The sequence below is a fragment of the Rhizobium sp. BK379 genome (genome assembly GCF_014193955.1).
GTDB lineage: Bacteria > Pseudomonadota > Alphaproteobacteria > Rhizobiales > Rhizobiaceae > Rhizobium.
This window is the reverse complement of record NZ_JACIAD010000008.1, coordinates 229,844-252,280: the sequence shown is the minus strand read 5'-3', so window position 1 is coordinate 252,280 and position 22,437 is coordinate 229,844. Positions and strand designations below refer to the sequence as shown.

Annotated in this window: 14 protein-coding genes; 5 read left to right on the top strand and 9 right to left on the bottom strand. The window is 60.2% G+C overall.

Annotation, left to right across the window (positions count from 1 at the left end; translation table 11 throughout):
* Window positions 1–29 precede the first annotated feature (29 nt).
* Window positions 30–1,658: an adenylate/guanylate cyclase domain-containing protein gene (locus FHT93_RS29300; RefSeq protein ID WP_112544218.1), complete on the bottom strand. Its 1,629-nt coding sequence runs from the start codon at window positions 1,656–1,658 to the stop codon at window positions 30–32.
* A gap of 254 nt (window positions 1,659–1,912) precedes the next feature.
* Between FHT93_RS29300 and FHT93_RS29295 the strand changes: the two genes are divergently transcribed.
* Window positions 1,913–4,084 carry an adenylate/guanylate cyclase domain-containing protein gene (locus FHT93_RS29295; protein ID WP_183850748.1) on the top strand — a complete coding sequence of 724 codons (2,172 nt, stop codon included), beginning with the start codon at window positions 1,913–1,915 and terminating at the stop codon, window positions 4,082–4,084.
* A 4-nt stretch (window positions 4,085–4,088) separates the two neighbouring features.
* Here the strand turns inward: FHT93_RS29295 and FHT93_RS29290 are convergent, their stop codons facing one another.
* On the bottom strand, window positions 4,089–5,270 hold the full coding sequence (locus FHT93_RS29290) for a FecR domain-containing protein (RefSeq protein ID WP_112544216.1): 1,182 nt from the start codon (window positions 5,268–5,270) through the stop codon (window positions 4,089–4,091).
* A 240-nt stretch (window positions 5,271–5,510) separates the two neighbouring features.
* On the opposite strand from FHT93_RS29290, the gene FHT93_RS29285 reads away from it, so the two are divergent.
* Genes FHT93_RS29285 through FHT93_RS29270 form a run of 4 tightly spaced genes read left to right on the top strand, consistent with a single transcriptional unit; the run spans window position 5,511 to window position 10,650 of the window.
* Window positions 5,511–6,764, top strand: a complete 1,254-nt coding sequence (locus tag FHT93_RS29285) for a sarcosine oxidase subunit beta family protein (protein ID WP_112544214.1) — start codon at window positions 5,511–5,513, stop codon at window positions 6,762–6,764.
* A 13-nt stretch (window positions 6,765–6,777) separates the two neighbouring features.
* Complete coding sequence (locus tag FHT93_RS29280; RefSeq protein ID WP_112544212.1) at window positions 6,778–7,119, top strand: sarcosine oxidase subunit delta; 342 nt, start codon at window positions 6,778–6,780, stop codon at window positions 7,117–7,119.
* The gene (locus FHT93_RS29275) at window positions 7,116–10,109 is read left to right on the top strand and encodes a sarcosine oxidase subunit alpha (RefSeq protein WP_183850746.1); all 2,994 of its coding nucleotides are present in this window, start codon (window positions 7,116–7,118) and stop codon (window positions 10,107–10,109) included. The genes FHT93_RS29280 and FHT93_RS29275 overlap by 4 nt, the downstream gene beginning before the upstream one ends.
* A complete protein-coding gene (locus FHT93_RS29270) occupies window positions 10,102–10,650 on the top strand; it encodes a sarcosine oxidase subunit gamma (protein WP_183850744.1) in 549 nt (182 codons plus the stop codon). The genes FHT93_RS29275 and FHT93_RS29270 overlap by 8 nt, the downstream gene beginning before the upstream one ends.
* 14 nt (window positions 10,651–10,664) lie before the next feature.
* On the opposite strand, the gene FHT93_RS29265 is transcribed toward FHT93_RS29270, so the two are convergent.
* From FHT93_RS29265 to FHT93_RS29235, 7 genes are all read right to left on the bottom strand, one after another.
* A complete protein-coding gene (locus FHT93_RS29265) occupies window positions 10,665–11,153 on the bottom strand; it encodes a MaoC family dehydratase (protein ID WP_112968770.1) in 489 nt (162 codons plus the stop codon).
* A gap of 88 nt (window positions 11,154–11,241) precedes the next feature.
* The gene (gene glgX / locus FHT93_RS29260; RefSeq protein WP_183850742.1) at window positions 11,242–13,212 is read right to left on the bottom strand and encodes a glycogen debranching protein GlgX; all 1,971 of its coding nucleotides are present in this window, start codon (window positions 13,210–13,212) and stop codon (window positions 11,242–11,244) included.
* A 13-nt stretch (window positions 13,213–13,225) separates the two neighbouring features.
* The gene (locus tag FHT93_RS29255; RefSeq protein ID WP_183850740.1) at window positions 13,226–14,857 is read right to left on the bottom strand and encodes an alpha-D-glucose phosphate-specific phosphoglucomutase; all 1,632 of its coding nucleotides are present in this window, start codon (window positions 14,855–14,857) and stop codon (window positions 13,226–13,228) included.
* Between the two features lie 6 nt (window positions 14,858–14,863).
* Window positions 14,864–16,306: a glycogen synthase GlgA gene (glgA, locus tag FHT93_RS29250; protein ID WP_183850738.1), complete on the bottom strand. Its 1,443-nt coding sequence runs from the start codon at window positions 16,304–16,306 to the stop codon at window positions 14,864–14,866.
* A gap of 3 nt (window positions 16,307–16,309) precedes the next feature.
* Entirely contained in the window at window positions 16,310–17,572 is a 1,263-nt protein-coding gene (gene glgC / locus FHT93_RS29245; RefSeq protein ID WP_112544185.1) for a glucose-1-phosphate adenylyltransferase, read from the bottom strand.
* Between the two features lie 19 nt (window positions 17,573–17,591).
* The gene (gene glgB, locus FHT93_RS29240; protein ID WP_113204547.1) at window positions 17,592–19,799 is read right to left on the bottom strand and encodes a 1,4-alpha-glucan branching protein GlgB; all 2,208 of its coding nucleotides are present in this window, start codon (window positions 19,797–19,799) and stop codon (window positions 17,592–17,594) included.
* Complete coding sequence (locus FHT93_RS29235; RefSeq protein ID WP_113015495.1) at window positions 19,799–22,258, bottom strand: glycogen/starch/alpha-glucan phosphorylase; 2,460 nt, start codon at window positions 22,256–22,258, stop codon at window positions 19,799–19,801. Before FHT93_RS29235 ends, glgB begins: the two co-directional genes overlap by 1 nt.
* Between the last annotated feature and the right edge of the window lie 179 nt (window positions 22,259–22,437).

The following is a 22,437-nucleotide window of genomic DNA, read 5'->3' as shown; positions in this document are numbered from 1 at the left end:
GGAAAAATCCCGCCCGTGCCTATAAGGAGCTAGGGGCGGGCCTTCTCGGGCTTCGTTTCGTCCAGAGCGGCGATCGCTTCCTTCAGCGTGGCGACAACACGGGCGCGGTCCGCCGGCTCAAGCCGAGCCGTGTCCAGATGCAGGTCCAGTCCTGCGAGATGTTCGCTGAGAACGCGGCTCTTGTGATCGACGCCGAGCATCAGTCCGTCCACGGCGTAGGGTATGATCTCCCGCTGAATGCCCTTCATGGTGATCGGCGGCAAAGGATGGGCATCGACGATATCCTTCACCAGCGCATAGGTTTCGTAGCTGACGACGATTTCTCCACCCTGGGCGATCGATTGCAGACGTGCGGCGAGGTTCGCTTCGGCACCGATGATCGTATAGTCCATGCGGTCGCTGCTGCCGAAATTGCCGACGTTGCAATAGCCGCTGTTAATTCCCATGCGAACGACGAAGGGCTCTTCCGTCCCGTTCCGACGCCATCTCTCCTTCAGTTCGCCGAGCCGGCGCTGCATGTCGACTGCCATGCGCAGGCAAGCCTTTGCGTCTTCCTCTGCCCCCTTGGTTTCCGGATCACCGAAGAAGACCAGCATGGCATCGCCAATGAACTTGTCCACCGTGCCGCCGTGCTTGAGTGCAATCGTAGACATTTCGGTCAGATATTCATTCAGCATTTCCGTCAGCGCCTCCGGCTGCAGGCGCTCGGTCGTGGCGGTGAAATCCTTGATGTCCGAGAAGAAGATCGTCAGGCGTTTTCGCTCGGTATGGACAACCACATCCTTCTGGCCGCTGAAGATGCTCTTATAGATTTGCGGCGACAGATAGCGGGAAATCTTCAGGGAGACGCTGGCGAGGAATTCGTTCGCCGCTTCGAGGTCGCGATTGGCACTGTGGATGACGCGCGTCTGCTGGCGCTGCAGAAAAATGAAGCTGATGCCGATGATGGCGACGAAGAAGAAATAGCAGAGCAGATATTTGAAGGCGAGAACATTGCTTGCATAGGGCTGGCGGATGATGACCTCCTGAATGCCGCGCACATCTCCTACCTTCCAATCCCTTTTCGGGCTTTCAGGATGCGTGTTGTGGCAGGCGACGCAAGCCTGGCCCATGATCACAGGCGTGATGAGCCGCAACGTATCTGTGAATCCGACGCGGGTGAGGTCAGTCAGTGTTTGGCTGGAATTGGCGCGCAGGGATGTGAGTGATGCGGTCTCGAATTTGTCGAGATCGTGAGGCGCGCGATTCTTGAAGGGCAGGTCAGAGAGGAAGCGATAGGTGATGTTGGCCTGCTGCTCCTTGATGACATCGCCCAGTTCCAGCGAAAGCGTGGCGGGAAGTGGAATGGCGCCTGGAATGTTGGCGTAGTTATGCGAGACGACCGTGCCGCTGACATCGCCAGCCTGATGGGCGGCGAGGACCCTGCCGACGACATTCGCCGAATAATAGGAGCGTATGCTGGTGACGAGAGAACTCATGTCCCGCGCCTGCCGGCGCAGCGCGCTTTCAGAGAGGTCGCTAATATCCAGCCAGACAGCGAGTGGCAGCCCCGCCAGCATCGCCAGCACGACGGCGATCAGCCAATAGCCGCTTCTGCGGGCGGCAGAGGCCGAATTTTCCGCAGTTCTTGCCGTGGTCGCTCCTTGCGGATCTGCCATGGCTCATCCCCTCGACAATGATTGAATTATCAAATCCCTGAGACACAAAAACATTTCGCCGCAGGCGCGGCAAGGCCGGCGCTCAAAGGTCAGGCCAAAAGCGATGACCAAATCTGGAAGTAATTTCGTGCTGGGTTGTCGTTCGGCTTGTTTGTCAGCTTGTGCGCATGAACGAATGGTCTTTGGCGTCAAACAAGCGTAGCTTGCCTGCGGCGGGAAGCCCCGGGGCCGTCTCGAGGGGAGGTCGGAAACGCATGACGCGATTGCAGCAGATCGGTGTGCTGATCGGCCTCATCATCGTGGCTGCGCTTACGATGTTCCGGGCAAGCGATCCGCCCGTATTGAAGCAGATCCGCGACGTTACCTTCGATGAGTATCAGCGCATCGTGCCGCGCAGTTTCGAAGCAATGCCGGTCCGGGTGGTCGATATCGACGAGGCTTCCCTGCGGGACTTCGGTCAGTGGCCGTGGCCACGCGACAGGCTGGCCATGCTGGTCAACCGTCTCTCCGACATGGGAGCGGCGGCCATCGCCTTCGACGTCATCTTTGCCGAACCTGACCGGATGTCCCCACGCAATGTCATCCGGGAGGTCGAAGGGATCGATCCGTCTCTGGCGGCACAGTTGCCCGACAATGACGAGATATTCGCGCAATCGATCGAAGGAAAGCCCGTCGTTCTTGGCTTCGGGCTTTCAAACGAGGGCAATTACAAGCCGCCAGTGAAGGCCGGCTTTGCCTTTACCGGTGAAAGCCCGCTCGCCGCACCTCCGTATCTCGGCGCTTCGACGCCGCTCCGGCCGGGGCTGGAGGCGAAAGCCGCAGGGCTCGGTCATGTCAGTCTCAATCCCGGCAGTCCTTCATCCGTCGTTCGCGCGGTGCCGCTGTTCCTCAGCGATGGCGAGCAGTTTTATCCCAATCTTGCGATCGAAGCGCTGCGGGTCGCGCAGGGTGCCTCCACTTATGTGTTGGCCGGCGCGCCAGACCAAGCAGGGATCATTACATCGGCGAAGATCGGCGACTTCATCGTTCCGCTGACGGCTGCCGGTGAGATCTGGCTTTATGTGACGCCGAACCGGGCAGAGCGTTATGTCTCGGCCGGAAAGATCCTTGCTGCCGGTGGAGTGGCCCCTGACGTTGCTGCACAGATTGACGGCAGCATCATTTTCATCGGCACATCGGCGGTCGGGCTGCAGGACATCCGCACCACAGCACTCGGCGAGAACGTGCCGGGTGTCTCACTGCAGGCACAGACGGTCGAGCAGATCCTTTCAGGCCGTTACCTGTCACGGCCGGACTGGGCCGACGGGCTGGAGATCTTGTCCATCGCCGTGCTCGGTTTCATGCTCGTCATCATCACGACCTTCGTCAGTCCGGCAGTGGCACTTGTCTGCGGCCTGGCAATCACCGCGATGGCACTTGTCGCATCGTGGTTCTCTTTTCTTTATGCGGGTCTGCTCTTCGATCCGCTGGCGCCCATTCTCAGCGGCTCCATCACGCATTTTGCGGCAACATCGTTCCGTATCCTTGTCATCGACAGGGAGCGACGGGAGGTGCGGCGCGCCTTCGGCCATTACCTTTCGCCTTCGCTGCTGCATCGCATCGAGCATACGCCCGATGCGTTGAAACTCGGCGGGGACGAGCGTGAGCTCACCATGATGTTCGTCGATGTCCGGAATTTCACCGAGATCAGTGAAAAGCTCACGCCGATTGCCGTCGTCCAGTTTTTGAACACGCTGCTTGATGCACTCAGCCGCCATGTCGTCGGGAATGAGGGGACCCTCGATAAATTCATCGGCGATTCCATCATGGCCTTCTGGAATGCGCCGGTCGATGTTTCCGATCATGCGGCAAAGGCGCTTCGGGCGGCACTTGCCATGCGCGAGACGCTTGATGAACTCAACGCTCAAGACGCTTTCGGTTTCGGCAGCGCCCGGCAGGTCAGGATAGGCATCGGTATCCATACCGGTCTCGCCTGTGTCGGCAATATGGGCGCGAAGACACGCTTCAACTATTCGGCGGTGGGCGATGCGGTGAATGTTGCGGCGCGTATCGAATCCTGCTGCAAGGACGTCGGCTTCGATATCCTAATCTCCGACACCACGGCGCGGGCGCAAAGCGGCGCGGCGCTCCTGGAGGCGGGCGCCCTTCCGCTCAAGGGAAAGAGCAACCGGACGCAGATCTTTGCTGTGGTCGGCGACGAGAAGGTTGCTGCCTCGCCGCAATTCGGTGCCCTTCATCTCGCCCATGAGGAGGTGATGGGTGCCTTGCGCGAGCGTTCGCGGAACAGTCGCAAGCTGATTGGCGCCGCGAAACTCGCCGGCCTAGAGGTCATGGCCGGCCTTACCGAATTCTATGAGCGCATATCGGCCAGAAACGATCATTTTCGAGAGGATATCGGCCTGCCGGAAAAGCAGGCCGTCGAGTAGCCAGTCAGCGATTGTGGTTCCGACCACCGTTTCGGTCCCGGTTTCCTTTTCCGCCCCAGCCGTGATCCCGATCGTGGTTACGGTCGCGATCTCTTCGCCCGCTCTGGTCGCTGCCGGCAGTCTGGTTTTGACCGCTGCTTGTCTCCTGCCTGCTCGATCTGTCCTGATGGTTGCGGTCCTGGCGGTTGTCGGTTCTTTCCGTGCGGCTCGGCCTATCAGGTCCATCATGTCTGTCCGATCGACCGAACCCTTCGTGCCGGTCCGGTCTTCCATGATCGTGATGGTGGTCGTGTCTGTCGTCCCGGTCCTTCCAGCCGTGCCTGTCGTGTTTGTCGTGCCAGCCACCCTTCGGCCTATCGTGGTGGGGCTTGTCATGGTGGGGCTTATCATGATGCGGTTTTTCTGGCAGTTGCTTTGGTGGGTCATCCCGCCGCGGGGATTGTTGAGGCGGCTGCGGATCCGGATCACGCAGCCGGAGCTCCCGGCGAGGCCGGTCTTTGCGATCAGGATCAACCGAGGCCATCCGGCAGCCGCCGAGCAGACCGAGGCCGCCCGTCAAACTCTGATTGCCGGAGAGGAATGGGAGGGCGCGCTGGTTGCCCAGTCTCTGCAGAACGCTGGTATTGACGGGTTGCGCATCCGTCATATTGCCGTTCGGCCTCGCAATGACGCAATCGCAACGTTGCTGTAACTGCCGGCAGCCGCCCGGGCCGCAGAAGGTGGCCGCGCCGTTCAGCAACACGACTGCGGTGGTGCCGTCCGGGCCGACATAAAAATCGAAAGCGGTGCCACGTACGCCAATGGTGCCCGCAGGCGTCTGGATCTGGTAGGCGGAGGATTTCGAGTTGCCGCTGACCCAGCGGAACGTGCCCTTGGCCGCCTTGATGGAAAGGCGTTTGACGGAATCGGAATCGTCGAAGACATATTTATCGATGACGACTGACGAGCCCCAGCCGACGGCAAGCTTGGTGCCGTCGCGGAAAATGAACTGGCCGAGTCCCGATGGAGATGTGCGGATGCGCTCGTCCCGATGGACCTCATCATTGACGATGATCGGGCCGCCCTGTCCCGTCACTTCGGTTCTGATGAGGGTCGCCTGGCCGACAGGTTCAGCGGCAGCCGCAGGCCATGCGCCTAACAGCGCGAAGCAGAAGCCCGCGATCCATATGCTACGCCAACCCAACATCTAACACCCCACATAAGGGGATACTAACATTTGCGGCAGGCTCGTTCTGCCTGCCCTGTTGGGTGAGAAAAGGATTATGCCGCAGCCGCGAAGGGAGATCGCGCCAATAGAAGCGATATGCTGCGCGTCGTGTCAAAACAAAAGCTCTTTCACGTCGCAAAAGAACCGTTGTGCCGCAATTCGATTTGCGATTTGTATGGCCACGACGAAAATGCCTTTGCCTGAAGGAGATCATGGCGGATGCGGAAATATTCGGTTTTTGCCGTAGCGCGGGAGGCTCTGCGCGGGCACAGGGGCTGGGAAAAGCAGTGGACTTCGCCGGAGCCGCGACCCGAATATGACGTCATCATCATTGGCGGCGGCGGCCACGGGCTCGGCGCAGCCTATTACCTCGCCAAGGAACACGGCATCACCAATGTTGCGGTCCTGGAAAAGGGTTGGCTCGGAGGCGGCAATACCGGCCGCAACACCACCATCATCCGCTCCAACTATCTCTATGAAGAGAGCATGCACATTTACGAGCACTCGATGAAGCTCTGGGAAGGGCTGTCGCAGGAGCTCAATTACAATGTGATGTATTCGCCGCGCGGCGTGATGATGCTGTCGCACAATGTGCACGACCAGCAGAGCTTCAAGCGGCATATCCATGCCAACCGGCTCTATGGCATCGACAATGAATGGCTGACGCCGGAGCAGGCCAAGGCCTATTGTCCGCCGCTCGATATTTCGGCGACGGCACGATACCCGATCAACGGGGCTGCCTTGCAGCGCCGCGGTGGTACCGCGCGTCACGATGCGGTTGCCTGGGGCTATGCGCGTGCGGCGTCCGACCGTGGCGTTCACATCATCCAGAATTGCGAAGTCACCGGCATCCGCCGCGGTCCGGACGGTCGCGTGACCGGCGTCGAGACCAGCAGGGGTTTCATCGGCGCAAAGAAGGTCGCGGTCTCTGCTGCCGGCCACACGACGACAATCATGAAGATGGCGGATGTACGCGTGCCGCTGCAATCGAGCCCGCTGCAGGCTCTGGTTTCCGAGCCGCTGAAACCGATCTTCCCCTGCGTCGTCATGTCGAACACGGTGCATGCCTATATCTCGCAGTCCGACAAGGGCGAACTCGTCATCGGTGCGGGCACGGACCAGTATAATTCCTACTCCCAGACCGGCGGCCTGCAGATCATCACGCATACGCTCGACGCCATCTGCGAGCTCTTCCCGATGTTCCGCCGCGTGAAGATGATGCGCCAGTGGGGCGGTATCGTCGACAACACGCCGGACCGGTCAGCCATCCAGTCGAAGACGCCGGTTCCCGGGCTCTACGTCAATTGCGGCTGGGGTACCGGCGGCTTCAAGGCGACACCCGGTTCGGCCAATCTCTTTGCCCATCTGATTGCCCGCGACGAGCCGCATAAGTTCAATGCCGGACTGACGCTGGAGCGTTTCCGCAGCGGGCGGCTGATCGACGAGGCGGCAGCTGCCGCCGTTGCGCACTGACACGAGGACAATCATGCTGCTGATCTACTGCCCTTACTGTCAGGAAGAGCGCTCGGAGCTCGAATTCCGGGGTGCCGGCGACGCCCATATCGCCCGGCCGACCAATATCGCTTCGATCTCGGATGAAGAGTTCGAGGAATATTTCTTCCTGCGCGATAACCCGAAAGGCCTGATTTTCGAACGTTGGCGCCACATGCATGGTTGCGGGCGCTTCTTCAATGCGGCACGCGATACTGTGAGCGACAAGTTCATCATGACCTACAAGGCCGGCGAACCGAAGCCTGAGATCGGCGCAGCGGCCGAGCCGCATGCACCGGTCGAGACCTATGAAGCTGTTGAAGGAGAGGCGCAATGAGCGGCGCGAACCGTATCGTCGGCAAGGGCCGGCTGACGCCCGCGAGGACTGCGCGTTTTACCTTCGATGGCAAGAGCTATACGGCGCTCGAAGGCGATACCGTCGCCTCGGCCCTGATTGCCCACGGTGTGCACCTTGTCGGGCGTTCGTTCAAATATCATCGCGCGCGCGGCATTCTTTCGGCGGGCGCCGAGGAGCCGAATGCGCTGATCGATGTCGCGCGCGACAGCGCCCGCAAGCAGCCGAATGTGCGGGCAACCGTGCAGGAAGTCTTCGACGGCATGATCGTGAAGTCGCAAAACCGTTGGCCGTCGCTTTCCTTCGATGTCGGTGCGGTCAATAACCTGTTTTCGCCCTTCTTCGCCGCGGGTTTCTACTACAAGACCTTCATGTGGCCGCGGGCCGCCTGGAAGCGCGTCTACGAGCCGATGATCCGCCGTGCTGCAGGTCTTGGTGTCGCGCCGACTGAGGATGATCCGGATCACTACGCCGGCCGCTACGCCCATTGCGACGTGCTGGTCGTCGGTGCCGGCATTGCCGGCCTTTCGGCGGCATTGGCCGCTGCGGAAGCCGGCGCGAAAGTCGTGCTTTGCGACGAGCAGGCGGAAGCCGGCGGCGCGTTACGCTTCGATGCCGGCGTGAAGGTGGATGGGCTTGATGGTTACGCCTGGGTGCAGAAGACCCTTGCCCGGCTGAAGGCCATAGAGAATGTCGAGGTCCTGACGCGCACCACGGCCTTCGGTTACTACAACCACAACTTCGTCGGCCTTGTCGAACGCGTCACGGATCATATCGCCCGCCCCGGCCGCGATCTGCCGCGCGAACGGCTCTGGCAGGTCCGCGCCAAGCGCGTCATCCTGGCGACGGGTGCCATTGAGCGGCACATGGTGTTCCCGAACAACGATCGCCCCGGCATCATGCTCGCTTCGGCCGGGCGGATGTATCTCAATCACTATGGTGTTGCCGTCGGCCAGACGGTCGGCGTTTATACGGCCCATGACTCTGCCTACGAGGCTGCTTTCGACCTGAAACGAGCGGGCATTTCGATTGCCGCGATCGTCGATGTCAGGCAGGCGCCGGGTGCTGCAGTGCTCGCTGAAGCCCGTGCGCTCGGCATCGATGTTCTGACCGGCCAGTCGGTCGTCAATACGTCGGGTGCGCTGCGCATTTCTTCGATGACGGTCGCGCGCAACGGCGGCGGGTCACCGCGCAAGATCAGCGTTGACGCGCTGCTCGTCTGCGCCGGATGGACACCCTCCGTGCATCTTTTCTCACAGTCGCGCGGCAAGGTTGCCTTCGATGCCGAGACGCAGCGTTTCCTGCCCGGCACCTATGCGCAGGACTGCCTTTCCGTGGGCGCCTGCAACGGTACGGATGGACTGCAGCAGACCGTCGAGGAATCGCTCGCCGCCGGTGAACTGATGGCGCAGGCCGTCGGCAAAAAGACCGGCAGCAACATCGGTGTTTCCGTCGAACAGGCGTTCGACTGGACGGGCGGCATGATTGGTGCTGCCGAAGGGGCCGGACCGGAGACGAACGCCAAGGCGTTCATCGACTTCCAGCATGATGTCTGCGCCAAGGATATCCGCCTTGCGGTACGCGAAGGCATGCATTCGATCGAGCACATCAAGCGCTTTACGACGAACGGCATGGCCTCCGACCAAGGCAAGCTGTCCAACATGCATGGTCTGGCCATTGCCGCAGAAACGCTCGGCAAGGATATTCCGCAGGTCGGCCTCACCACCTTCCGCGCGCCCTATACGCCGGTGACCTATGGTGCACTGATCGCGCATTCGCGTGGGCCGCTGTTTGACCCTACGCGCAAGACTCCGCTGCATGGCTGGGAGGAAGCCAAGGGCGCAGTCTTCGAGGATGTCGGCAACTGGAAGCGCGCCTGGTTCTATCCGCGTGCCGGTGAAACGATGCATCAGGCGGTTGCCCGCGAGTGCCGCACGGCGCGTGAGGTCGCCGGCATCTTTGATGCCTCGACGCTCGGCAAGATCGAGATCGTCGGACCGGATGCCGCCGAATTCATGAACCTCATGTACACCAATGCCTGGGACACGCTGAAACCTGGCAAATGCCGCTATGGCATCATGCTGCGCGAGGATGGTTTCGTTTATGACGACGGCGTCGTCGGTCGTCTCGCCGATGACCGTTTCCATGTCACGACCACGACCGGTGGGGCGCCGCGTGTTCTCAACCACATGGAAGACTATCTGCAGACGGAATTCCCGCATCTGAAGGTTTGGCTGACCTCTGTCACAGAGCAATGGGCTGTTATCGCAGTGCAAGGACCGAAAGCACGTGAGATCGTCGCGCCTCTGGTCGAAGGGCTTGATATTTCCAACGAGGCCTTCCCGCACATGAGTGTGGCCGAGTGCAAGGTGGCGGGCGTTCCGGCGCGTCTCTTCCGTGTCTCCTTCACCGGTGAAACAGGCTTCGAAATCAATGTGCCAGCCGATTACGGGCAGTCGGTGCTGGAAGCGGTCTGGGCCAATGCGGAGCCGCTCGGCGCCTGCGTCTACGGCACGGAGACCATGCATGTCCTTCGCGCGGAAAAGGGCTATATCATCGTCGGCCAGGATACGGATGGCACGGTGACGCCCGATGACGCTGGCCTCTCCTGGGCGGTCTCCAAGAAGAAAGCGGATTTTGTCGGCATTCGTGGGCTGAAGCGACCTGATCTCGTCAAGGAAGGGCGCAAGCAGCTCGTCGGTCTCGCGACAAAGGATGCGAAGCTGGTGCTGGAGGAGGGGGCGCAGATTGTCGCCAACCCGAACCAGCCGAAGCCGATGAAGATGCTCGGCCACGTAACATCGGCCTACTGGTCTGAAAATTGCGGTCGTTCGATTGCTTTTGCGTTGGTCGAAGGTGGCCGCAATCTGGTGGGCGAAACGCTTTACGTGCCGATGCCGGATCGGACCATTCCGGTCGAGGTGACGGATCTGGTGTTTTTTGACAAGGAAGGAGGCCGTATCCATGGCTGAGGTCGCAATTCGCAAGCCGGCTCTCTCCGGTCTCCTTGCCGGTTCGGCGACGGTGCGCCTGACGGTAGCACCAGTCGCGACCCGCATTGCGCTGCGTGCGCCGGCCGAATCCGTATCCGCGCTGTCTTCTGCGCTGGGGGTGACTTTGCCGACAGCACCCAAGACCTCCGGCAGTGCCGGAGGACGTTCGGCGCTCTGGCTGGGACCGGACGAGTGGCTTGTTATCGACGAGGCCGGCTCGGATCTTCTGTCGCTTCTTTCCGGCGCGGATACTCTTCATTCGGTGGTCGATGTTTCTCACCGCAATGTGGGTATCATTGTTTCCGGGCCGGGTGCCGAGGTGACGCTGTCGGCCGGCTGCCCGCAGGATCTCTCTCTGGAGATTTTCCCGGTGGGCGCTTGCTCGCGGACAATCTTCGGCAAGGCCGAGATCGTGCTCTTCCGCACCGAGGACGATACGTTCCGGGTGGAATGCTGGCGGTCGTTTTCGGAGTATGTTTTTGGACTGCTCGCCGAAGGCGCAGAGGATGCGAGCCACTAAGACCCGCAAAGAACCTAGGCGTCTTCCGGCCGGTCTTTCGGGTCGAACTGGATGATGGTGATCCAACGGGCGGTCAGTGCCGGCTTCTTTTCGTTTTCGATTTCGATCGAGACATCATAGGTCGTCATCAGCATGCCGGCGCCGCGAAAGCGGGCGTCCGCGAGCACGAAGTGGCCGCGAATGCGGGTGCCACTCCTGACCGGCGACATGAAGCGGATCTTATCGAAACCGTAGTTGATGCCCATCGTCTGCTCGCGCACTTTGGGCAAGCAATTGTAATTCATCGTCGACAACAGCGAGAGCGTCAGGAAGCCGTGGGCGATGGTTCCGCCGAAAGGACTTTCGGCTGCAGCGCGAACAGGATCGACGTGAATGAACTGATGGTCGCTGGTTGCTCCGGCAAAGGCATCGATCATCTCCTGATCGACAAGGATCCAGTCAGACAATCCTGTTTCCGTGCCGACCAGCCCCCGGACCTCCGAGAGCGAAATATCCATGACCATGCATTCCTCGTAAAAAGCCGTAGCCGCAAAGCCTTATCGCGCATTCATGACGATTGCGATAATGATTCGCACTGGCGTGTTTCGTGGATCAATTTTCCACGAAAAAGGCGACAGAACGTGGTTCAACGGTAGCGCGGCCGCCGACTTTTCGCGCACCGTCCGGTACAAGCTGCCGCCAGTTTGCTTCGCCGGCTGAGGGAAGCGTAAAGACTTGGTGTTGTTCTGAGCGATTGAACAGGACGGCGAGGCGGGTCTGTTTGCGGCTGGAGCGATCCTCGGTCGCAAGGATCATGCCGAGGGTGGAGAAAGACGGCGTTTCCCATTCGCCTGTTGTCATCGGCTCGCCGGAGAGCGAAATCCATTCCACATCGCCGTTACCGGAGAAGAAGCCCAGGTCGGAGAAGACCGAGAAGCGGTGGCGAAGCGCTGCGACGAAGGCTGTGTGGGCGATCAGGCCCTCGTCCAGCTGCTTCCAGTCGACCCAGGTGATCTCGTTGTCCTGACAATAGGCATTGTTGTTGCCATGCTGCGTGCGACCACCTTCGTCTCCGGCCGTCAGCATGATGCTGCCGCGGCTGGCAAAGAGGGTGGAGATCAGCGCCCTGACATCAGCCTTGCGGCGTTCACGGATGACAGGATAGGCGGTTTCGCCTTCGACGCCGTTGTTCCAGGAATGGTTCTCGTTGTGGCCGTCGCGATTGTTCTCACCGTTCGCCTCGTTGTGCTTGCCGTTGTACGACACGAGGTCCATGAGCGTGAAACCGTCATGGGCGGCGAGGAAATTGACACTGCGGGTTTCTGTTTCGCCATTGGCCGAGAAGATGTTCGACGAGCCGGCGAGCACAGTCGCGAGTGAACCAGTCTTCCAATCATCACCGCGCCAATAGCACCTGACGTCATCGCGGGCACGGTCGTTCCATTCGTGGAACGGTGCCGGAAAGTTGCCGAGCTGATAGCCGCTTGGACCGATATCCCAGGGCTCGGCAATCATGATGCGATCGCCGAGCAGATCGTCGGCGAGAATTGCAGCCAGCGTTCCGTTTCGGTCGAAACCGTTTGCCGTGCGGCCGAGAACCGGAGCCAGATCGAAGCGGAAGCCGTCGATGCCAGCATTGCGGACGAAATGGCGCAGGCTGTCGATGATGAGCCGCTGGACATGGGGATGGTCGCAAGCAACCGTATTGCCGGTGCCGGTATCGTTGACGAGCACGGATGGCCGATCCGCCACGTAGCGATAGTAGCTGAGATTGTCGAGGCCGCGCAGTGACAGCGTCGTGCCGTAGCGGTCGCTTTCGCCCGTATGGTTGAAAACCAGGTCGAGGATGACGGCGATACCTTCCTCATGCAGCTTCGCCACGGTGTCGCTCAGTTCCGCGATACCTCCTGGCACGATACGCGGGTCCAGCGCCATGAAGGCAACAGGATTGTAGCCCCAGCCATTCGTCAGTCCAAGCGGCGGCAGATGGCGCTCGTCGATCCAGGCGGTGATGGGCATAAGCTCGACGGCATCGACGCCGATGCGTTTCAGATGAGCGACGACGGAGGGATGGGCAAGGGCGGCGACCGTGCCGCGCTGAGCTTCCGGCACGTCCGGATGCAGTATGGTGAAGGGCTTGACGGCCACCTCGTAAATAAAGCCGCCCTGTTTGAAGAGCGGCTTTTGAATCTTGACAGGCGCGTCCTTGGTGACGACCGACTTCGGTATCAGATGCTGCGTATCTTCACCGAAGATGCCAAGACGCGGATCGTAGTGGAATGGCCCGTCGACTGCCTTGGCATAGGGATCGATCAGCAGTTTTGAAGGGTCGAACCAGAGGCCGTTGTCCGGAGCATAGATACCATCCGCCCGGTAGCCGTAGCGGGCGCCTTCCTTCAATCCATCGACGAAAAGGCGGAAAACATGGTCGCTGTCGCGGGCCATGGGGAGCCTTGCATATTCCTTGTCGGCATCGTCGAAGAGGCAGAGATCAATCTGCGCTGCATGATGCGACCAGACAGAAAATTCAACGCCTGTTTCGAAAACGATGGCGCCGCCCTGCGCGGAACTGTTGCCCCCCATATGCCCCCCGGGATCAGGTGATCACGGTCGGCTCGTTGCGTCCCGTGCGCTCACGAATGTTTGCGATGCTTTCGGCGGCCGCGATCAGATCCGCGAGCGCTTCCTGCGTTTCGATATTATGGCGAGTCGAATCCGGCTCATAGCGCTCGATATAGACGCGAAGGGTTGCGCCAGACGTGCCGGTGCCGGAAAGGCGGAAGACCACGCGGGAGCCGCCCGCAAACAGGACGCGGATACCCTGATGTTCGCTGACCGATTTGTCGACCGGATCGTGATAGGCGAAATCATCTGCTTTTTCGACGGTCAGATCGCCGAACGTCTTCCCGGGCAGCGTAGAAAGCTGGGCGCGCAGATTGTCCACCAGGCCGTTTGCGGCATCGCTGTCGACACCTTCATAGTCATGACGGGAATAGTAATTGCGGCCGTAAGTCTGCCAATGCTGGGTCACGATGTCCTGCACGCTTTCACCGCGTACGGCCAGAACGTTCAGCCATAGCAGGACGGCCCAGAGACCGTCCTTCTCGCGGACATGGTTCGAACCGGTGCCGGCGCTTTCTTCGCCGCAGATCGTCGCCATGCCGGCGTCGAGCAGGTTGCCGAAGAATTTCCAGCCGGTCGGGGTCTCGTAAATGCCGATGCCGCGCTTTTCAGCCACGCGGTCGGCCGCGCCCGATGTCGGCATGGAGCGTGCGATACCGGCGAGGCCGCCGGAATAGCCGGGCGCCAGATTGGCATTCGCAGCAAGGATCGCAAGACTGTCGGACGGGGTTACGAAGATGCCGCGGCCGATAATGAGGTTGCGGTCGCCGTCGCCGTCGGATGCGGCGCCGAAATCGGGCGCATCCTCACCCATCATCTCGTCGTAGAGCTCCTTGGCATGAACGAGGTTCGGATCCGGATGATGGCCGCCAAAATCCGGCAGTGGCATGAAATTGCGAACGGAGCCCGAGGGAGAGCCGAGACGGTTCTCGAAGATCTCCTTGGCATAGGGGCCAGTTACGGCGCTCATGGCATCGAAGGCGATGCGGAAGCCAAGGCTGATGAGATTACGGATCGCGCCGAAATCGAAGAGTTCTTCCATCAGCGCGGCATAGTCTTCGACCGGGTCGATAACCGAGAGGATCGTTCCACCCGGCAGCTCTTCCTTGCCGATGCGATCGATGTTGACGTCGGCGAAATCGGCAATCTTGTAGCTGTCGATCACCTTGGAGCGGGCAAAGATCGCGTCGGTGATCTTTTCCGGCGCCGGGCCGCCATTGTTGACGTTGTATTTGATGCCGAAGTCTTCGGTCGGGCCACCAGGGTTATGACTGGCCGAGAGAATGATGCCGCCGAAAGCCTTGTACTTGCGGATGATGTGAGAGGCTGCCGGTGTCGAAAGAATGCCGCCCTTGCCCACCATGACCTTGCCGAAGCCATTGGCGGCGGCCATCTTGATCGCCTTCTGGATGACTTCGCGATTGTAGTAGCGTCCGTCGCCGCCGATGACCAAGCACTTGCCCTGATAGCCTTCCAGTGAATCGAAGATCGACTGGATGAAGTTCTCCGCATAGTTCGGCTGCTTGAAGACGGGAACCTTCTTGCGCAGACCCGAGGTGCCGGGTTTCTGGTCCTGATAGGGCGTGGAGGGAACGGACTTGATCATTTTAGCTCACATGCCTTTCGAGACGAGGCTTGAATACAGGGCAACATAACGTTCGGCGCTCTTCTCCCAAGAGACATCCGACTTCATGCCTTGCTTTTGCAATTGGGTCCAGACTTTTTGATCCGCGTAAAGGTGCATGGCGCGGCGCAGTGCCTGTAGCATGCTTTCTTCGTTTACGGGTGCGAATTGTATGCCTGTCGCCACCTTTGCCGCAAGTGCGGCATGGTTGGCGTCGATGACGGTGTCGTTGAGACCGCCGGTGCGCGCCACGATCGGCACGCAGCCGTAACGCAGTCCATAGAGCTGGGTGAGACCGCAAGGCTCGAAGCGCGAGGGTATGATGATCGCGTCGCAGCCAGCCTGCATGAGGTGCGACATCGGCTCGTTGTAGCCGATGGAAACGCCGATACGACCGGGATTACGATGGGCGGCGGCCAGCAGCGCGCCTTCGAGGGCTGCCTCGCCGGATCCCAGCACCACGAGCTTGCCGCCGAGTGCGACGATCCTGTCGGCAGTGCTTGCGACAAGATCCATGCCCTTCTGCCAGGTCAGGCGGCTGATGACGCAGAAGATCGGCGCATCGTCATGGTCGAGATGGAAGAATTCCTCGATCGATCTGCGGTTTTCGAGCCGATTTTTCAGCGTCGTCGGGCCGTAATGCGTGTGGACGACCGGATCGGTCGCCGGATTCCAGATGTCGGCGTCGATGCCGTTGACAATGCCATGCAACACGTCGCGGCGGCTGGCGATGACACCTTCCAGTCCCATGCCGAATTCAGAGGTCAGGATTTCATCGGCATAGGAGGGGCTGACCGTGGTGAGGGCCGTGGCGGTCTGCAGGCCACCCTTCAGGAAGCCGACGGTGCCGTAGTATTCTATACTTTCGGTGGCAAAGGCATGAAGCGGCAGACGCAAGCCGGGGAAGATGTCGGCGCCAAATTGACCCTGGAAGGCAATATTGTGGATCGTCAGGATGCTCGGCAGCTCGGGCGTCGGGTAATAGCGCATATAGACCGGCACCAGCGCGGCCTGCCAGTCATGAGCATGCACGAGATCAGGCCGCCAGCCCGGCAGCAGACCTGCGGCGATCTCGGAGCCTGCCAGCGACAGGGCGGCAAAACGGCGCCAGTTGTCCGGATGATCCTTGCCAGTCGTATCGAGATAGGGACCGCCGGGGCGGTCGTAATAGGCTGGAACGTCAAGCACGAGGATATCGAGACCCTGATGCTCCACCTCCAATATTCTTGCCGGCTGGCCGAGCAGATCCGGAAGCTCCAGGCGGACGACCGGGTTCTGCAGCATCTTCATGACGCTGGGATAGCCGGGCATGAGGGTCTTGGTTTCAACGCCGAAGGATTTGAGGGCTATGGGCAGGGCGCCTGCCACATCGGCAAGGCCCCCTGTCTTGATCAAAGGGAAGACTTCGGACGAGACCGAAAGAACTTTCATAAGTCAGATATCCAGCTTGTCGATCATCGGTTGCGTGATCAGGCAAATGCCGCTTTCCGTCAGTCTGAAGCGCCGTGCGTCGAGTTCTGGGTCCTCGCCAACGACAAGACCTTCCGGGATGACGACACCGTGGTCGATCACAACGTTCTTGAGCTGCGCGCGCCGGCCGATCTTCACATTGGGCAGAATGACCGCTCCGTCCAGCTTGGAGAAGGAATTGGCCCTGACACCGGTGAAGAGAAGGCTCCGGTTGAGACTTGCGCCTGAGATGATGCAGTCGCCGGCGACGACGGACGAGGTTGCCGAGCCGCGGCGGTCTTCGTCGTCATGGACGAATTTCGCCGGTGGAGTGATCTCGGCATAGGTCCAGATCGGCCAGGACTTGTCATAGATATCGAGAGCGGGGACGATGGCCGTCAGGTCGATATTGGCCTGCCAATAGGCGTCGATCGTCCCTACGTCGCGCCAGTAGGGCTCGTGCTCGAAATCCGAACGCACGCAGGACTTGGCGAAGCGATGAGCAACGGCCTTACCGTTCTTGACGATGTAAGGGATAATGTCCTTGCCAAAGTCTCGGCTCGAGGTCGGGTCGGCCGCATCGCGGCGCAACAGATCGAGCAGGAACTTCGTGCGGAAGACGTAGATGCCCATCGAGGCCAGCGCGAAATCCGGTTTGTCAGGAATGCCCGGCGGGTCCGCCGGCTTTTCGATGAAGGCGAAGATCTCGTCCTTCTCGTTGACATGCATGACGCCGAATCCGACCGCTTCCATGCGCGGTACTTCCAGGCAGCCGATCGTTACATCAGCGCCGGAATCGACATGCTGCTGGAGCATGTATTCGTAGTCCATCTTGTAGACATGGTCGCCGGCAAGGATGACCATGTATTCGACGCCGTAATCCTCGATAATATCGATGTTCTGATAGACGGCGTCGGCGGTGCCTTCATACCATTGCGTCTCGGAGACGCGCTGGGAGGCTGGCAGGATATCGAAGCTTTCATTTCGTTCCGGACGGAAGAAGTTCCAGCCGCGCTGCATATGGCGGATCAGCGAATGCGCCTTGTACTGCGTGGCGACGCCGATACGGCGGATGCCGGAATTCAAGGCATTGGACAATGCGAAGTCGATGATGCGCGCCTTGCCGCCGAAATAGACGGCTGGCTTGGCGCGCCGGTCCGTCAGTTCCTTGAGGCGACTTCCCCTACCGCCGGCCAGAACATAGGCCATTGCATCGCGGGCAAGTGGCTGAATGCGTTTTTCTACCATTTTCTCCTCCCACCAGTCACTAATTCTCAGGTTCAAGCATGATCGTCGCCAGCGGCGGCAGGGTTATCGAGCAGCTTATCTCGCCGCCGGCATCGACGGCCTGCACGCGCCCGCCATTGCCTTTTCCGCTGCCCCCATAGATGTCGGCATCGGTATTGAGGATTTCCCGCCAGCGCCCCGGCGAAGGCAGCCGGATCGAATAGTTCTCGCGATAGACAGGTGTAAGGTTGCTGATGACGACGACAGGCTTCTGGCCGGGCGCCTTGCGCAGCCAGGCAAAGACAGAGTTCTCGTAATCGTCCGCAATCAGCCATTCGAAGCCGTCGCCCTCACAGTCGCGGGCGTGGAGTGCTGCCTTGCTGCGGTAGGTGAAGTTGAGGTCGCGCACCAGGCGACGCATGCCTTCGTGCATGCGATATTGCAGCAGGTTCCAGTCGAGCGATTTGTTTTCGCTCCATTCGGCCCATTGAGCGAATTCCTGCCCCATGAAGAGCAGCTTCTTGCCGGGATAACCCCACATGAAGGCATAGTAGGCGCGCAGATTTGCGAATTTCTGCCAGTCGTCGCCGGGCATCTTGGCGATCAGCGAACCCTTGCCGTGCACGACTTCATCATGCGACAGCGGCAGGACGAAATTCTCCGAATAGGCATAGAGCAGGCCGAAGGTCAGCTCATTATGGTGATGCCTGCGATGGATGGGATCGCGGCTCATGTAGCTCAGCGTGTCGTGCATGAAGCCCATGTTCCACTTGAAGCCGAAGCCGAGGCCGCCTTCGTGGACCGGCTGGGACACCTTCGGCCAGGACGTCGATTCCTCCGCGATGGTCATGACACCGGGATGCTCGCCGTAGATGCGGGTATTGAGATTCTGCAGGAAGCGGACCGCTTCCAGGTTTTCATTGCCGCCATACTCGTTCGGGATCCATTCGCCGTGCTTGCGCGAATAGTCGAGGTAGAGCATCGATGCGACCGCATCGACACGCAGGCCGTCGAGATGGAATTTCTCGGCCCAGTAGAGCGCATTGTTGACGAGGTAGGAGACGACTTCGGTGCGCCCGAAATTGTAGATCGCCGTGTTCCAGTCCGGATGAAAGCCCTTTCGCGGGTCGGCGTGTTCGTAAAGCGCGGTACCGTCGAACCAGCCCAGACCATGTTCGTCGGTCGGGAAATGTGCGGGCACCCAATCAAGTATGACGCCGATGCCAACCTTGTGACAGCCGTTGACGAAACGGGCAAAACCTTCCGGCTCGCCGAAGCGGGCGGTCGGCGCGTAAAGGCCAGTCGTCTGGTAGCCCCAGGAGGGGTCATAGGGGTGTTCGGTGATCGGCAGGAATTCGATATGGGTAAAGCCCATGTCGACACAATAGGGGATGAGGCTCGAGGCAAGTTCGTCCCAGGACAGCATGGAGCCGTCCTGCCGGCGCTGCCAGGAGCCCGCGTGCACCTCGTAGATACTGATCGGTTGCCGGCGCTTGTCGGTTTCGCGCCAGTGCTTCAGATGCTCCTCGTCCTGCCAATCCTGCACCAGTTCGGCAGCCGTCACCGAGGCCGTCTTCGGACGAAGTTCGCTGCGGCGGGCGAAGGGGTCCGCCTTCAACGGCAGAAGGACGCCATCCTGACCGCGGATTTCGAATTTGTAGGGAACGCCAAGCGGAACATCGGGAGCAAAGATTTCCCAGATGCCGCTGTCGGAACGGAAGCGCATGACATGACGTCGTCCGTCCCAATTGTTGAAATCGCCGACGACGGAAACGCGCTGGGCGTTCGGTGCCCAGACGGCAAAATGGATGCCGGTCCCGCCTTCATGCTTGATGCGATGGGCGCCCATCTTGTCGAAGAGCCGGAGATGCGAACCCTGCCTGGCGTAGTAATCGTCCATCGGCCCGAGTACAGGGCCGAAGCTGTATGGGTCCGTCACTGCCCATTCGGCGTCGGCGCGCCGGGCGCGATAACGAACGGGCTGGAGTTTTGTCACGGAAATCTGCCCGCCGAAAACACCGTCAGGATGGAGCTGATGGAGCTCGCCGATCGGTGTTCCATCCAGCGTCATTGCCGTGACAGCTTCAGCGCCTGGAAGGAAGCACCTGGTGATGAAGGTGTCGCCGGCCTGGTGCACGCCCAGGACGGCAAAGGGATTGGCATGCGATCCACTGAAGATTGCCGCGATTTCGTCTGCCGAAATTTCCCAGGGAAGCTTCACTTCAGGGGCAGCTTTCGGCGGCTTCATCAAGCTCTCCAGATCTCGTCTGCATATTGCCGGATCGTGCGGTCGGACGAGAACCAGCCCATCCGCGCCGTATTGTTGATCGTCTTCTGGTACCAGGAGGACTGGTTGGTCCAGATCTGGTCGACCTCGCGCTGGGCGGCAGCATAGGCATCGAAATCGCCGGCGACCATAAACCAGTCGTGGGAATAGATGCCGTCGATGAGGCCGGTGTAGCGGTTGCGGTCATCGGGAGAGAAAACGCCGGAGCTGATGGCGGCCAGCGCCTGCGACAGCTCACGCGAACCTTCGATGATCGCACGGGGATTGTGGCCCTCGCTGCGGATCTTGGCGACTTCATCGGCCTGCAGGCCGAAGATGACGATATTGTCCTCGCCGACATTGTCGCGCATCTCGACATTGGCGCCGTCGAGCGTGCCGATCGTCAGCGCGCCATTCAGGCCGAACTTCATGTTGCCGGTGCCTGATGCCTCCATGCCGGCCGTCGAGATCTGCTCGGAAAGGTCGGCGGCCGGGACCATGACTTCCGCAAGCGAGACATTGTAGTTCGGCACGAAAACGACTTTCAGCAGGCCGCGGACCGACGGGTCGCTGTTGATGGTACGGGCGACGTCGTTGATGAGCTTGATGATGAGCTTGGCGTTGTAATAGCTTGGTGCCGCCTTGCCGGCAAAGAGTTTTACACGCGGCACCCAGTCCAGCTCCGGATGCGAGCGGATCTGATCGTAGAGCGCAACGGCTTCGACGATATTGAGGAGCTGGCGCTTGTATTCGTGGATGCGCTTAATCTGGATGTCGAACATGGCAGACGGATCGAGCTTCACGCCCATGCGGCTGGCGACGAGATTGGATAGCGCCACCTTGTTGGCGCGCTTCACGGCGGCGAATTTTTGTTGGAAGCTCGGGTCCGTGGCAAATTTGTCGAGTGCACGCAGCTTTCCGGCGTCATCGAGGAATTCATCGCCGATCGCTTCGCGCACCAGATTGGTGAGACCCGGATTGCACTGTTGCAGCCAGCGGCGAGGTGTAATGCCGTTGGTCTTGTTGTTGATGCGGTCAGGGTAGAGTTTGTGCAGGTCTGCAAAGACCGTGACCTTCATCAGGTCGGTGTGCAGCGCCGAGACGCCGTTGATCGAGTGTGAGCCGACGAAAGCGAGGTTGCCCATGCGTACGCGACGATCACCGTTCTCGTCGATCAGCGAGATCGAGCGGATTTCCGTATCGGAGAAATTGCGCGCCTTGCGCGCTTCGATCAGGATCTTGGCGTTGATCGCGTAGATGATCTGCATGTGGCGCGGCAGCAAGCGCTCGAAGAGCGGAACCGGCCAGCTTTCCAGCGCTTCAGGAAGAAGCGTGTGATTGGTGTAGGAGAAGGTACGGCGAGTGATATCCCAGGCCGTATCGAAGTCCATGCCGTGCACGTCGCAGAGCAGGCGGGTCAGTTCAGCGACGGAGACTGCCGGATGGGTATCGTTGAGCTGGATCGCGACCTTGTCCGGCAGCGAGGTGAAGTCGTCATACTGTTGCAGGTGACGGCGAAGGATGTCCTGCAGCGAGGCCGACGAGAAGAAATATTCCTGGCGCAGGCGCAGTTCCTGACCGGCAGGCGTTGCGTCTGCAGGATAGAGCACACGGGTCAGGCTTTCGGCCTTGTTGCTCTCGCGCAGCGCGCCGATGTGGTCGCCGGCGTTGAAAGCGTCGAGCAGGATCGGGTCGATCGGCTGTGCCGACCAGAGGCGAAGCGTATTGACGCGCTTGCCGCGCCAGCCGACGACAGGCGTGTCGAAGGCTGCTGCGATGACACGCTCGGCCGGCTTCCAGACATAGCGCGGCTGTTCATCATGACCGGCAATGACTTCGATCGATCCGCCGAATCCGACTTCATAGGCGCTTTCGCGGCGCTCGAATTCCCAGGGATTGCCGTGCGCAAGCCAGTTTTCGGGGAGCTCTACCTGCCAGCCGTCCGCCATCTGCTGGCGGAAAAGGCCGTGAACGTAGCGGATGCCGTAGCCATAGGCCGGCACGTCAACAGTGGCCATCGATTCCATGAAACAGGCGGCGAGACGGCCGAGACCGCCATTGCCGAGGGCTGCATCGGGCTCGAGGCCCGCAATGACGGTGACATCGACGCCGAGCGACGCCAGCGCATCGCGAACCTCTTCCATAAGGTTGAGGTTGGACACGGCATCGCGCATCAGGCGGCCGATCAGGAATTCGAGCGACATGTAATAGACGCGCTTGGCGCCAGTCTCGTAGACCTTGCGGGTGGATTCCATCCACTTGTCGATGATGCGGTCACGCACCACCAGAATGGTTGCGGTCAGCCAGTCATGCGGCTTTGCGACCTTGGCATCCTTGCCGATGCGGTAGGTCAGACGCTCGATAATTTCCTCAGCGAGGATTTCTGGCCGGGAACTGCGCGGAGCTGGGGAGAGGATGGTCGGCTTCGAAACAGTATTCATGTCAGGTCTCGCCAATTTTGATTTGGTTACAGTATCTTACGCCTGATTCAATCGATTTGTCGCTTGCACCGACAGGGCAGTTTATGCACCGTTATCACGCACTTGCAACAAGGGAATTGGGCAAACGAAAAATTTGCGGAACCTTCATATTCGACAGGCCCAAGGGACTTGATTTCAAT